General features: G+C 57.5%; 10 protein-coding genes. 8 read left to right on the forward strand and 2 right to left on the reverse strand.

Annotated elements, in window-relative coordinates:
• Positions 1-66 precede the first annotated feature (66 nt).
• From HY282_04255 to HY282_04280, 6 genes are all read left to right on the forward strand, one after another.
• Positions 67-2454 carry a tetratricopeptide repeat protein gene (locus HY282_04255; GenBank protein MBI3802954.1) on the forward strand — a complete coding sequence of 796 codons (2388 nt, stop codon included), beginning with the start codon at positions 67-69 and terminating at the stop codon, positions 2452-2454.
• Position 2455: 1 nt separating this feature from the next.
• A complete protein-coding gene (locus HY282_04260; protein ID MBI3802955.1) occupies positions 2456-3025 on the forward strand; it encodes a polysaccharide biosynthesis/export family protein in 570 nt (189 codons plus the stop codon).
• The gene (locus HY282_04265) at positions 3022-4236 is read left to right on the forward strand and encodes a hypothetical protein (protein MBI3802956.1); all 1215 of its coding nucleotides are present in this window, start codon (positions 3022-3024) and stop codon (positions 4234-4236) included. Before HY282_04260 ends, HY282_04265 begins: the two co-directional genes overlap by 4 nt.
• 9 nt (positions 4237-4245) lie before the next feature.
• A complete protein-coding gene (locus tag HY282_04270) occupies positions 4246-6039 on the forward strand; it encodes a lipopolysaccharide biosynthesis protein (protein MBI3802957.1) in 1794 nt (597 codons plus the stop codon).
• A 76-nt stretch (positions 6040-6115) separates the two neighbouring features.
• Positions 6116-6886, forward strand: coding sequence for a CpsD/CapB family tyrosine-protein kinase (locus HY282_04275; protein ID MBI3802958.1), 771 nt, complete (start codon positions 6116-6118; stop codon positions 6884-6886).
• 491 nt (positions 6887-7377) lie between these two features.
• Complete coding sequence (locus HY282_04280; GenBank protein ID MBI3802959.1) at positions 7378-7851, forward strand: cupredoxin domain-containing protein; 474 nt, start codon at positions 7378-7380, stop codon at positions 7849-7851.
• Positions 7852-7895: 44 nt separating this feature from the next.
• On the opposite strand, the gene HY282_04285 is transcribed toward HY282_04280, so the two are convergent.
• Positions 7896-8327 (reverse strand): transcriptional repressor, encoded by a 432-nt coding sequence (locus HY282_04285; GenBank protein MBI3802960.1) that lies wholly within the window; start codon positions 8325-8327, stop codon positions 7896-7898.
• Positions 8328-8498: 171 nt separating this feature from the next.
• Between HY282_04285 and HY282_04290 the strand changes: the two genes are divergently transcribed.
• Positions 8499-10310, forward strand: a complete 1812-nt coding sequence (locus HY282_04290; protein ID MBI3802961.1) for a SulP family inorganic anion transporter — start codon at positions 8499-8501, stop codon at positions 10308-10310.
• 80 nt (positions 10311-10390) lie between these two features.
• On the opposite strand, the gene pal is transcribed toward HY282_04290, so the two are convergent.
• Complete coding sequence (gene pal, locus HY282_04295) at positions 10391-10975, reverse strand: peptidoglycan-associated lipoprotein Pal (GenBank protein MBI3802962.1); 585 nt, start codon at positions 10973-10975, stop codon at positions 10391-10393.
• 957 nt (positions 10976-11932) lie between these two features.
• On the opposite strand from pal, the gene HY282_04300 reads away from it, so the two are divergent.
• Positions 11933-13174, forward strand: a complete 1242-nt coding sequence (locus tag HY282_04300) for an alpha/beta fold hydrolase (protein MBI3802963.1) — start codon at positions 11933-11935, stop codon at positions 13172-13174.
• Positions 13175-13249 lie beyond the last annotated feature (75 nt).

Consider the following 13249-nt stretch of genomic DNA (forward strand, 5'->3'; position numbering starts at 1 on the left):
TGGGGTTGAATTGAATCGGATCGGTTCGGATATCTTGGGCGTCAGCGTCCAGGCGGGAGGAAGGTCATGAAGCGGGGTGTGGTCCAAACAGCAATGCTGGTTTTCCTGATCCTTCTGGTCGGGTGCGGCGGACCGGAGGCGAGAAAGGCCAAATATACCGCACGGGCCCAGCAATATATTCAGGAAGAGAATTGGCCGAAGGCGCGCGTCGCCCTTCGCAACGTCCTCAAGATCGATCCGAAAGATGCCGATGCGACCTATCTCTATGCCCTGGTCGAGGAGAAGGAAAAGAACTGGATGAATGCCTTCCGCTATTACGCTCAAGTCATTGAGCTCGATCCCGACCATCGTGACGGCCTGATCAAGCTGAGCCGGTTTTATCTGGAGGGGGGAGCGACCGACAAGGTGTCGGAGCTGACCCATCATATCTTGGTCAAACATCCGAACGATCCGGTGGCCGAAACCTTCCAGGCGGCCGTCCTCCTCAAGAAGGGACAAAAGGGGGAGGCGATCGCGCAGCTCCAGAAGATTCTTCAACGAAACCCCGGCGAGCCCGACGCCACCAGCCTCCTCGCCGCCGTCTATACCGACCAGAAACGCTGGGAGGAAGCGGAAAAGGTCTTGCGAAAAGCGGTCCAGCTCCACCCCGAAAACGTCGTCCTGCTGAACAACCTCGGCAATACGTGGGTCCGGTTGGAACGGTTCAGTGAAACGGAAGGAATCCTCAAACAGATCGTCGGAATGGAACCGAAGGCCTTTGAACACCGGGTCCGGCTGGCGGCGTTCTACCGCTCTCGAAACGAGTCGGCCAAAGCGGAAGCGGCGCTCCGCGAAGCGGTCCGTCTCGATCCGGAGAGCGAGGAGCGGCGGCTGGTCCTCGCCGACTTCTTCGCGAAAGAGCGCAATCTCAAGGAGGGAGAGGCGATCTTGTTGGAGGCGAAAAAGGCGCTCCCCCGGTCGATGAAGATTCCGTTTGCACTCGGCCAGTTTTATGAAACGACCGGGCAGGGGAGCCGGGCGCGGGGGGTCTATCAGGAAATTATTGATCAGGAGGGGACCCATCCGCAAGGGCTTGAAGCAAAGGTGAAGCTGGCGACGTTGGATCTCGCCGAAGGGAAAAAGGAGGAGGCGACGGCCCGGTTGAAAGAGGTGCTCCAGGAGAATCCGGCCGCCTCCGAGGCGCTGGTGTTAAAGGGAAAGATGTCCCTCGGAAAAGGGGAAGGGAAAGAGGCGATTCAAGCCTTCCGGAGCGTCTTGAAAGACCAGCCCGACCGGGCCGACATTCATGCCCAGCTCGGAGAGGCCTATCTCTTGACCCAAGAAGCGGATCTGGCACGAGAGAGTTTTGAACGGGCGGTCGCACTGAACCCGAGTCAGTTGGAAGCCCGCCGCGCCCTCGCCCGGATCGATGCGTCGGCCGGAAAGCGGAAGGCTGCGCGTGACCGGGTGGAAGCGATCCTCAAAGAGACTCCGAACGATCTGGAATCGACCTTGATGCTGTTCGGTCTGCAGATGACCGAGCCCGATCTGCATGGCGCGGAGGTAACCCTTCAGAAGGCGCGCGCGATCGGGGCGAATGACTTTGTGGTCGGGATGGCGGAAGGGGAGCTCTATTCCGCCCGCCGGGAGTGGGACAAAGCGATCGCTTCGTTTGATCGGGCCGCCGCGCTCCGCCCGGACGCGGCCGACCCGCTTTTTGCGCGGGTTCGAATTGAATTAAGCCGGGGGAAGACGCGCGAGTCGCTTCAATATCTTCAGCAGGTCGTGGCCGCCCGACCGACCCATCCCTACGCCCACGGGATGTTGGGAGAGGTCTGGCTGGTCCAGAGGGAGTGGGCGGCGGCGGAGCGGGAGCTTCAAGAGGCGAGCCGGCTGAAGCCCGATTGGGTCAATCCCTGGATCGAGCGGGCACAAATTCGGCTCTCTCGAAAACAGCCGGCCGAAGCGGTCTCCCTGCTGGAGTCGGGGATCGCCTCCAATCCTAAATCGGATGAGCTTCGACTGCTGCTGGCGTCGGTGCTGAGCGACACCCAGCAGATCGATCGGGCGATCGGGGTTTATGAATCGATCGTGAAGGAGAATCCCAAATCGGTCGTGGCGGCCAACAACCTGGCCTCCCTCCTGGCCGATAAGAAGGGAGATCCGAAGAGTCTGGAGCGCGCGTTGGCGCTGAGCCGGGATTTTGAAAATACCGCCCCGCAGGCCCCCTTTCTCGACACCCTCGGCTGGGTCTATGTCAAAATGGGACAGGCCGACCAGGCGGTCCGGCTCCTTCAACGTGCGACGCTGGAAGCGCCCGACCGACCGGTCTTTCATTATCACCTCGGGGTCGCTTATTACAAGGCGGGAGAGGTCAAAAAGGGGAGACAAGCCTTGACAAAGGCGCTCCAATCGGGCAAAACATTTCCAGGGTCGGAAGAGGCAAAAGCGCTGTTGGCTGAGAAAAAGGGGTAGGATGAAAAAAGGTATCGGTTGGTTAACCCTTTGGGGGATTTTTTTCCAGGCTTCCATCTTATTCGGCGTAGACGGAAAAGGAATCGAGCCGGGATATTTGCTGGGACCGGAAGATGTCTTACATGTGTCGATCTGGAAGGATGAGGCGCTCACCCGGGAGGTGTTGGTTCGGCCCGACGGCCGGATCTCCTTCCCTTTGGTCGGCGACCTTCAGGCGGCGGGTCGAACGGTGGAAGATCTGAAGGCGGAGCTGACGAAGCGGCTGACCCCTTTTATTCCGAACCCGACCTTGTCGGTCGAGGTTCAAAAGGTGAACAGCTACAAAATTTACGTCTTGGGAAAGGTCGCCCGGCCGGGCGAATACCTGGTCGGACATGAGACCGATGTCATGCAGGCGCTCAGCCTCGCCGGCGGCTTGACCCCTTATGCCGCCGAGAACCGGATCCGGGTCTTGCGCCGGGAAAACGGAGCGCAGCAGACCTATCTCTTCCGTTATTCGGAGGCGATTCAAGGAGAGCATCTGGAACAGAATATCCTGCTCAGACGGGGTGACGTGGTGGTTGTGCCGTGAGCCAGACACTCGGCGGACGGCTTCCTTGTCCCCGGGCGTGGGAAATGGGCCGGACAGCGATTCTCCTCGGCGTGCTTTTCCTCTGGATCTCGGCCCGAACGTGCGATGCCGTCGAATACACCGTGGTCCCTTCGCTCTTCCTGAGAGAGCAGGTGAACACGAACCTTTTGATGACGGCCGCGCCGCACGATACGATCTGGGAATACTCGCTCTCGCCGTCGGTCCGGGGGCGCGCGGCGATGGAGCAGTGGGAGGTGAGCGGCGATCTCTCCGCCGTCTTCTCCCGGTTTTGGAAGACGGAAGAACTCGACGCGAACGATCTTTTTTTAAAGCTCTCGGCCCGGTATAAGGGCGAGCTCGATACATTCGGCTTGGAGGGGAGCTCCGCCCATGACTCGACCTGGCGGAGCGAGTTGCAGGAGACGGGGCTGGTCCTCGGGACGGGGAGACGGGATTTGCAAATCATGAATCTAACCTGGAATCGGGTGATCACCGAGCGGCTCTCCGGGGTGGCACGATATCAATTTGGAGACGCCCGCTACAGCCATCAGCCGCCGGGGCTTTTTAATTACCAGTCTCATCTGGCGACGTATGATCTGACCTATGCCCTCTCGGAGAGGGAGCAGGTTACCGGCGGGGCGCAGCTCTTGTCGTATCAATCCTCCGACGCAGGGATTGAATCCAACGTGGCGGGAGTTCAGTTCGGATTCGTTCATGCCTTTTCAGAGACGTTCCATGGAACGCTCTTGGTCGGCGCCCGGGAAATGTGGACGACCCTTTCGATCGGGGAATTTCACCGGAACGATCGCGAGTCGGGATGGCTGACGGAGGGAACGGTCGATAAGAGGTTCGAGCGGACCCAACTTCAGGGGAGCTTCAGCCGTCGGGTCGATCCGAGCGGGGCGGGATATCTTCTCCAGGTCGATCATCTCTGGGGGTCGGTCGATCGCTCCTTCACCGAGAACACCGCCGGGCATCTGGCGGCCCATTTCTATCAGACCCACCCGCTTCGAAACGACCTGCCGATCTCGGACAGCCATTCATACAGCGTCGAGCCGAGATGGTCGTGGAAATGGGCCGAGCTGTGGGAGGCGGTCCTCTCCTACCGGTATGCAGCGGTGACCAACGAGCGGAGCAATATCAGGGTGGCCTCCCATTCGATTTCAGGGATGTTGACCTATCACGGTCCGGTCTGGACTTCATCCCGATAAGGAGTTAAAATGAATGAACCGATGCTTCCTTCAAATGCCATTGACGTAAAGAGCCACTCCGTGGAAGAGCGGACAAAGGATTTGCGGGATTATCTGCAATTCTTCCAACGGAGAAGAAAGCAGATGCTCATCCCTTTCTTGTCTCTTTTTGTCCTCGGCGCAATCGTCACCTTTTCTCTCCCGGCGGTCTACCGCTCGACCGCCACGATCCTCATCGAGGAGCAGGAGGTGCCGGCCGATCTGGTCCGTTCGACCGTCACCAGCTATGCCGACCAGCGGATCGAGACGATTAAACATCAGGTGATGAGCCGCGCGAACCTCCTGAAGATCATCGACGAAGACGGGCTCTATCCGAAAATGCGAAAAAAGAAGACGACCGAAGCGTTGTTAAAACGGTTTGCCGACGATATCAATGTCGAGGTCATCAACGCCGAGGTGGTCGACCGGCGGACCGGCCAGCAAACCCATGCGACGATTGCCTTTACCCTTTCTTACGACGGTGAAACACCGGAGCTGGCGCAGAAGGTCTCCAATGAATTGACCAGCCTTTTTCTCTCCGAGAACATCCGGACCCGTTCGCGGAATGTCCAGGAAACCACCGCGTTCCTGAATAAGGAGGCGCAGACGCTGTCGAACCGGATCGAGCAGCTGGAGAAAAAAATCGCCCTCTTCAAGCAACGGGCCGACGGCGCCCTTCCCGAGATGGTGCAGCTGAACATGCAGCTGATGAACCAGTCGGATCGGGAGCTGATGGATGTCGATCGGGAGATCCGGAACCTGGAGGACCGAAAGATTTTGCTGGAAGGCCAGCTCGCCACGCTGAAGCCGAATACCCCGATCATGACCGCGAGCGGGGAGCGGATCTTGGATACCGACGAGCGGCTCAAGGCGCTGCGGGCCCAATATTTGAGCGCCGCCTCCAACCTGTCGCCGCAGCATCCCGACCTGATCAAGATGAAACGGGAGCTGGAGGCTTTGGAAAAAGAGACGCAGGAGCGGGACAATTCCGACGTTGTTTGGAAGCGGCTGACCGATGAACGGGCGAAGTTGGCGACGCTCACCCAGCGATACAGCGATAAACATCCGGACGTCATTCAGGCCCGGAAAATTGTTGCATCGTTGGAGGAGCAGATCCGGCAGAGCCGGCCGGAGCGAGCAGCCCCTCCCAAGCCGGAAAACCCCGCTTATATTATGATGCAGACGCAGTTGACCTCCGCGATCAACGAGCTGAGCTCCATGCGTGCAACGCGGGAGAGCCTCAAAAGACGGGCCGCCGATCTGGCTCGCCGGCTTGAGAAAACCCCTTCTTTCGAACAGCAATACCTCGACCTCACCCGCGACCGGGACAACTCTGTTCTGAAGTACCATGAGATTCGATCGAAGCTGCTCGAAGCGCAGGTCTCGGAAGGGCTTGAATCGCAGCGGATGGGAGAGCGCTTCTCGCTGATCGATCCCCCGGCGGTCCCGGAAAAACCGGAGAAACCGCGCCGCTCTGTGATCCTCTTATTGTCGATGATCTTCGCGACGGTGGGGGGGGTCGGCTATGGGGCGGCCAAAGAGAACCTCGACCACTCGATCTACACGGCCGACCGGCTTTGGCAGATTACGGAAGCGCCGCCGCTGGTCGTCGTCCCTTATATCGTCACCTCGGAGGACCTTCGCCTCCGCCGGCGACGACGGATCAAAACGATTTTAATCACGATGATTCTCGTGGCATCGCTCCTGACCCTCTGCCATCTCTTTTGGGTTCCACTCGATGTCATTTGGTATTCTACGCTGCGGCGGTTCGGGATCGAATATTAATCAATATTTTATTTTGTTTCTAAATAAAGTTTGTTTCTAAATAAAGAGAGATGGAGCATCGATGAACGGAGGGGAAATGGAAGGGGTCGAGTCAACACGCAAACCACAGCTGGAAAAAAAGGGAAACGGGGAGCTCTCCCAACCGCTTCAACGGACCGTGAGGTCGGCGGAGATCGTTTACACCCGCACCCGTCTCGTCCCGACCTCGCTGGAACGCTTGAGAGAGCGACGGATCATTACCGCTGCAGAGGAGGGTCCCTTGGCCGACGCCTTTAAGATGCTGAGAACCCAGGTGATGCTTCGGATGCGGGAGAATCGATGGAACCTTCTGGCCGTGACCAGCCCCGGGAGCGGCGAGGGGAAAACGGTGACCACGGCCAATTTGGCGATGAGCCTGGCGATGGAGGTTCACCAGACCGTCCTGCTGGTCGATGCCCACCTACGCAATCCCGGAATTCATACCCTCTTCGGCCTCGGAAAGGGACCCGGCCTGGTCGATTATCTCGTCGATCAAAAACCGATTGAAGATTTGCTGATCCATCCCGGCATTCCCGGCTTGGTCATCCTGCCCGCGGGAAGGGCGGTTCAAAACTCGAGCGAGCTCCTCACCTCTCCGCAGATGCTGGGGCTCGTCAATGAATTAAAGTACCGGTATTCCTCCCGGGTGGTCCTCTTCGATCTCCCCCCGCTTCTCCAAACCGCCGATGCGCTCGCTTTCTCTCCCTATGTCGATGCGATGCTTCTCGTCGTTCAAGCCGGCCGCACGCAGACGGAAGAAGTGGAGCGGGCGCTGCATCTGCTGAGGGGGGTTCCGATCCTTGGCACCGTCCTAAACCAAGGAGGGTAGTAAACCCCTTCCTTTCAGCCGCCGGAGGAGCGTCCGCCGGCCGCGCTCATCCGTTTCAAGCCGATCCAACCGGCCCCTCATGCAAGCCGACCGACGTCACAACGGCCTGCGGTTGCTTTCCGTCCGGGCCCTGCCACGGCATCCTCTTCCTAGATTTTAATCGAACTCTTTTTCAACGTCGTCTCTCCCCAACGCAGCGTGATCGTCCCTCGCTCAAACCGGTCTCCCTTCTTTCTGTCGCATTTCATGCAAAAACGTCGGCCGATCCAATGAAGTGATCGGCGCCTCTGCCTGCCGGTGATGCATAGAAAATATATTTCATTTGTATAAAACCCATGCCGGCCCCCTCTCTTTCTTCAAAAAGCATTGTCACTCCACTCTGGTATAAGGCTTGCTCTTTTAAAGCGGAGAAGGACAACGGGGACCTTTCTGGAGCAAGGGCGCTCCTCACAGAAAACAGGCGGGGGGCTTTTTTATTTTGGGAGGGGCCGATGGAAAGCAGGGGAGATTTTTCGAAAAGGGTTTCAGGAAAACGGTCGTCGTTCAGCGGCTCGACAGGGAGGAAGGCCCGGCTCCGCACGGCGGTCACGCTTCTAATCTCATCAGCTTTATTCGGATTCGTTTCATTCGGATCGGCCAGCGTCGGCCCCCAGGTCCATGTTCCGAAGGTCCCGAAGCTGATCGAGCAAAACCCCGGCGCCCCCTTCCTCGTCGCCCGGGACAACTATTACTCTCCGCGTTACCTTCAGGTGAAGGTGAGAGGCGGCAGCGTCCTTTCAATCGAGAACAAGGGAGCGAACACCCACGGGCTGATCATCCCGGCGTTTGCATATCAAGGGGTCGTTCAACCGGGCGGGGTCCAGAAAATCAGGGTGCCGAAGAAAAAGGCGGGGCTGTACGATTTTTATTGCCCGTATCACAAGGGGATGAGAGGGACGATTGAAATTGTGTCGGCCCATAGCTGATGGCGCCGCCCGCGTAAACCCGGTCCATCCCGATCGAATCGGTCCTACGCCGTCTGGCATTTGGAGCAAAAGCCGTAGAAGGTGACCGAGAGATTCGCTTTTTGGAAATCGTGGATCTCCCGCAGCGCCCTTTCCACCTGTTCGAAGAAGCTCCGGTTCCCTTTGCTGACTTTACCGCACGCTTTGCAAATGATGAAATGGTGGACCGGCTGCTCGAAGATAAACTGATACCGCTTCCCTTTTCCCGGAACGCTGATCTCCTGGATCACGCTCAGCTGCTTGAGCATCTCCAGATTTCGATAGATGCTCGACCGGTTGATGCCGGGGAGCTTGTCCTGAAGATGCGCGACGATCTCCGGCAGGGAGAGGTCCCTCGAATGATGATCGATGAAGTACTGAAGCAAAATCTGCCGGGCCGGTGTAATCCGCTGCTGATTATGACGGAGCACGGCAATCAAATCTTTATGTTTTTTCATATTCCCTCCGGTCCACTCGGCGATGTCATCGTGGACGATGCACCCTCCAGATGCTACACGATTCATCATGCAAATGCAACATATATTTATTTGCGACATGTTGCATTATTTGCTATAGTTAATTTGAACACGTTGTTCATGTCTAATTGATTTATTTGAGAAAGGGACCAGATGAAAACGGGGGTGGTTACGCCGACGCCGGTGGTTACGTCGTCGGTTTCTTATGTCGATCGGGTATGGATGTTTACAAAAACAAACTATCTCGTCGATGTGGCGGGCGATTTCTGGGGAGGGATAACCGCGGCGATTGTTGCCCTCCCGCTGGCGCTCGCCTTTGCGCTCGCCTCAGGGGTCGATGCGAAATACGGGCTTTACACCGCGATCGTCGCCGCTGTCGTGGCGGCCCTCTTCGGCGGCTCGAAAGTACAGATTACCGGACCGACCGGCGCTATGGCGGTGATCCTCGCCGGGATTGTTGCGCAGTATGGGATACAGAAGCTCTGGGTCGCTGCGATTCTTGCCGGCGTCTTCCAGATCGCCCTCGGTCTCTCGAAGATGGGGCGGTTCGTCCTTTATATTCCTCATCCGTTGATCACCGGCTTCACGAATGGAATCGCCGTGATTATCTTTGCCGGTCAGCTGAACAATGCCCTCGGCCTGCAGTTCCCGGCCGCCGGAGATGCGAATTTTTTTGAAAAGATCTATATCACGGTTACCCACCTTCCGCAGGCGAACCTTTCGGCGGTTCTTCTGACGGCCGCGATCCTCCTGATCATGTGGATGATGCCGGTCTCCATCACCCGCCGGGTGCCGGCCTCTTTGATCGGTCTCACCTTGATCACCGCACTGGCGGCCCTGCTCCACCTGAATGTCCCGACGATCGGGGCGATTCCCCACCTCCTTCCAAGCCCCCAGCTTCCCAAATGGTCGTGGGGAGATCTTTCACTTTTGATTCGGCCGGCGCTGGCATTGGCGGCGCTTGGATCCATCGAATCGCTCCTCTCGGCGGTGGTCGCCGACAGCATGATGACCTCCGAACGCCACGACAGCAATAAGGAGCTGGTCGGGCAGGGGCTGGCGAACATTGTGACCGCTTTCTTTCAGGGGATTCCGTCTACCGGCGCGATCGCCCGGACGGCGGTGAACGTCAAGAGCGGGGCGAAGTCGCGCCTCTCCAGCATCTTTCACAGTGTCACGCTGGTGATCATCATGTTTTTCCTCGCCGACTTCGCCGCCCATATCCCCCTCGCCGCATTGGCCGGAATCTTAATGATGACCTCCTTCCGCATGGTGGAGTGGGAGAGCACCCGGGCGGTCTTTCGCGCCCCCGAAGCCGACCGGATCGTCTTGCTGATCACCTTCGGTATCACGGTGGCGTTCGATCTGATCCTGGCGGTTGAGATCGGATTGATCGCCGCGGGGCTCCTCTTCATCCGGAGAATGAGCGGCCTCGGAATGCTTAACCAGTCGGTCGATTCAATCCTCAAAACCCCCGAAAAGGCCGAGCCGATTCAGGTCTGTCCCTATGTCGTGGTCTTCGAGGTCGGCGGGCCGATCTTCTTCGGCGCGGCGGAGAAGTTCGTCAATGAGGTGAAGAAAAGATTTGACATGAAAGTCCTGATTCTTCGTCTCCGGCTGGTCACGATGATCGACGCCACCGGCGTCATGGCCTTTCGTGCCATTCTCGACCATACGGAGCATATCGGCGCGAAGCTTTATATCAGCGGGTTACAGCCGCAGGTTCGCTCCGTATTGACAAAAATGGAGCTGATCGACCGCATCCCGGAGTGGCGGATTTTCGATCGGGCGAGCGAAGCGATCATGGCCGCCGCCGAGAGAATGTCGAAAGAGGTCTGCACCTCCTGTCCCCACTACATTGAGAGCGGATGTGACCTCTTGCAAAGCGCGCAGAAGCCGGTTTCCCGCCCGTCGGAAACGCAGACAACGCCTGAAGTCGGCCTGACGATGCAAAACCATCCTTGATCTTCGAATCTTTGGTCACGGAATACCGTTTGGGAGAGGCCCTGCGCCTCTCTCAAACATTCACACTGAAACAACCTCTCTCAATTTTCTGCACCCGGCGAAACAAAATGGGCTCGCCGATTCTCACGGTAACATCCCTCGCTCTGTTCGGAGCAGAACGGCTTCTCTTTTCCATAGCTGATGGTCGAGAGCTGGGAGGGGGCAACACCCAAATCGATCAGATATCGCTTTACCGCCTCCGCCCGACGGTTTCCGAGAGTTAAGTTATACTCGGTCGTCCCTCGCTCGTCGCAATGCCCTTCAATCGTGACTTTTGTTTCAGGATGTTCCTTTAACGCTTTTGCATCCTCTATTAATCCGGTTTTTGCTTCTTGCCGAAGGAGCGCCTTGTCATAATCAAAGAAGGTATCCTGAAGTTGAAGCGCCTTCTTGGGAACCCCCATCGCCGTCTGCTTTGGAACTTGCGCCGAACTCGAAGAGGGAGGAATCACTTCCATTAAATCGTGTCTGGGCATCCCCTCCGTCGAAGGGGCGGCATGCGCGCTCAGACCGGGAGCTTCTGTTCCTTCGGTCTTTAAGGCGCTGTTTTCCATCTTCCGGTTACACGCCGGCAAAACAACCGTCAGGGTTGCAAGCAGAAGTAGGGTCATCTTCCATCGGTTCATCTTTTTTCTCCTTTGTTGGATCAGAAAGGGACCGCTTTCTCCTATTTCGCAAAACAGCGGCAGCGGGTCCCGGGGTTCACTCAAGCGGCCTTAATCAACGTACCGCCTGGATCGGGGCTATTTATTTTTTTATGAAGGGACAAGGTCGCTTCCTCCACCTGCTTGAGCGCTTACTTTGTATACAAAATAATAATAGGAAAGGGTAGCACTTTGTATGTCGTTGTCAAATATTTTGCGAAAAGAGGCGCCGGCCGGTTCGGGAACCATTTCCCGAATCGGGGACGGAAACGACTTAAGAAATATTCAATTGATCTTTCAATTATCCTAAAATATTATATTCTCGGTAAGAATTTCCAGAGATTTTCCATTTTATAAACCGTTTGTTTCATTACCCTCCCAGTCCGCCTATTGTTTACCTCCTCACAAGTCCTTTATTCGACGAAGCTGCTGCTCAGAAACCCTTTTCTTCAAATCATCAAAAGATTTACTAAATCGCGCAAGCGCATCCGTTGAGAACCGACCGTCATTAAACAGACCTTGGTCATCCTAAACGCTGCCGTGAATTCGAGCCGGGCGGAATCTCCAAATGGGGTTTCTCTCCTTACGATACATTTTGATACGTTTAAGAACGAATCGTTACCCCAGACCTTGAAAACAAGAGGCATTGCGATTCGCGGCTCGAACGACTTCAATGGCTTACGGTTGGCATTCGATTTGCGATATGACATCTGGTTTGACGTTCATAGACTCAAACTCAAAGAGGAAAATGTGCATGGTCGCAATATCGTTCGCGCCGACCCGGTACCGCTTTATTCCAAACTTATCTTATCTAATATAACAAGGTCGACAAGGGTCGCCACTTCACGGCGGAGCTCCGAGCCGCGTTCAAGCCGCCGCGCTCGCTGACTTGCCTACGCACAAACCCAAAAATCCAAAACGACTCAAAGGGAGGAGACCGTGGCCCAAACCAGTCCGAGACAACGAGGGAGCGAGCAGGTGGCTGATCAGAATGCGATCCGCCCTTTTCGCGTGAGTTTTCCAGATACAGACCTCGCCGATCTGCGCAGGCGCATCAACGCAACGAAGTGGCCTGAGCGGGAAACGGTCTCGGATGACTCGCAGGGGGTGCAGCTCGCGACGATGCAATCGCTTGCGCGCTACTGGGCGACCGATTATGACTGGCGCAAGGTTGAGGTGCGGCTGAACGGGGTGCCGAACTTTATCACGAACATCGACGGGCTCGACATTCATTTCATCCACGTCCGCTCGAAGCATGAGAACGCACTGCCGCTGATCATCACGCACGGATGGCCCGGCTCGATCATCGAGCAGATGAAAGTTATTGGGCCGCTGACCGATCCGACAGCGCATGGTGCGAGCGCCTCGGACGCGTTCCATGTCGTGATTCCATCGCTGCCGGGCTACGGCTTCTCCGGTAAGCCGACGGCGCCCGGGTGGAACCCCGCCCGCATCGCTCGCGCCTGGACGACGCTGATGCAGCGTCTCGGCTACACCCGGTTCGTGGCGCAGGGGGGCGACTGGGGGAATGCCGTCTCGGAGACGATGGCCCTGCAGCAGTCGCCGGGACTGCTCGGCATTCACACCAACATGCCGGCCACGGTTCCAGCCGACATTGCAAAGGCGCTCGCGTCCAACGAGGCCCCGCCGACCGATCTCACACCCGACGAGCGGCACGCGTGGGGTCAGCTCGACTTTTTCTACAAGAAGGGGCTCGGCTACGCCAACGAGATGGGCCTCCGCCCGCAGACGCTTTACGGGCTGGTCGACTCTCCGATCGGCCTCGCGGCCTGGATGCTCGACCACGACGCGCGCAGCGAAGAGATGATCGCCCGGGTCTTCGACGGGAAGAAGGAGGGGCTGTCGCGGGACGACGTCCTCGACAACGTCACCCTCTACTGTCTGACGAACACCGCGATTTCCTCGGCGCGCCTCTACTGGGACACCCGGCAGCTTCCGGCAAAGGGCGGTTTCTTCGACGCGAGGGGGGTCCGGATCCCGGTCGCCGTGAGCGCCTTCGCCGAGGAGATCTACACCGCCCCGCGGAGCTGGGCGGAGCAGGCGTATCCGAAGCTCATTCACTACAACAAGCTCGATAAGGGGACACACTTCGCGGCGTGGGAGCAGCCGCAACTCTTTTCAGAAGAGGTCCGCGCCGGCTTCCGACCTCTGCGTAAATAGGGGAGTGATCAACGAAGAAGAGAGGATATGTACGGCCGGGCTCTCTCAAGGTCATCGCCGTGCTCACGATCCGGA

Source organism: Candidatus Manganitrophaceae bacterium (assembly GCA_016200325.1).
Lineage (GTDB): Bacteria > Nitrospirota > Nitrospiria > SBBL01 > Manganitrophaceae > Manganitrophus.

Coding starts and splice junctions, on each gene's coding strand:
- HY282_04260 (MBI3802955.1), top strand. CDS start 2,456: ATGAAAAAAGGTATCGGTTGGTTAACCCTTTGGGGGATTTTTTTCCAG.
- HY282_04290 (MBI3802961.1), top strand. CDS start 8,499: ATGAAAACGGGGGTGGTTACGCCGACGCCGGTGGTTACGTCGTCGGTT.
- HY282_04285 (MBI3802960.1), bottom strand. CDS start 8,327: ATGAAAAAACATAAAGATTTGATTGCCGTGCTCCGTCATAATCAGCAG.
- HY282_04275 (MBI3802958.1), top strand. CDS start 6,116: ATGGAAGGGGTCGAGTCAACACGCAAACCACAGCTGGAAAAAAAGGGA.
- HY282_04280 (MBI3802959.1), top strand. CDS start 7,378: ATGGAAAGCAGGGGAGATTTTTCGAAAAGGGTTTCAGGAAAACGGTCG.
- HY282_04255 (MBI3802954.1), top strand. CDS start 67: ATGAAGCGGGGTGTGGTCCAAACAGCAATGCTGGTTTTCCTGATCCTT.
- pal (MBI3802962.1), bottom strand. CDS start 10,975: ATGAACCGATGGAAGATGACCCTACTTCTGCTTGCAACCCTGACGGTT.
- HY282_04270 (MBI3802957.1), top strand. CDS start 4,246: ATGAATGAACCGATGCTTCCTTCAAATGCCATTGACGTAAAGAGCCAC.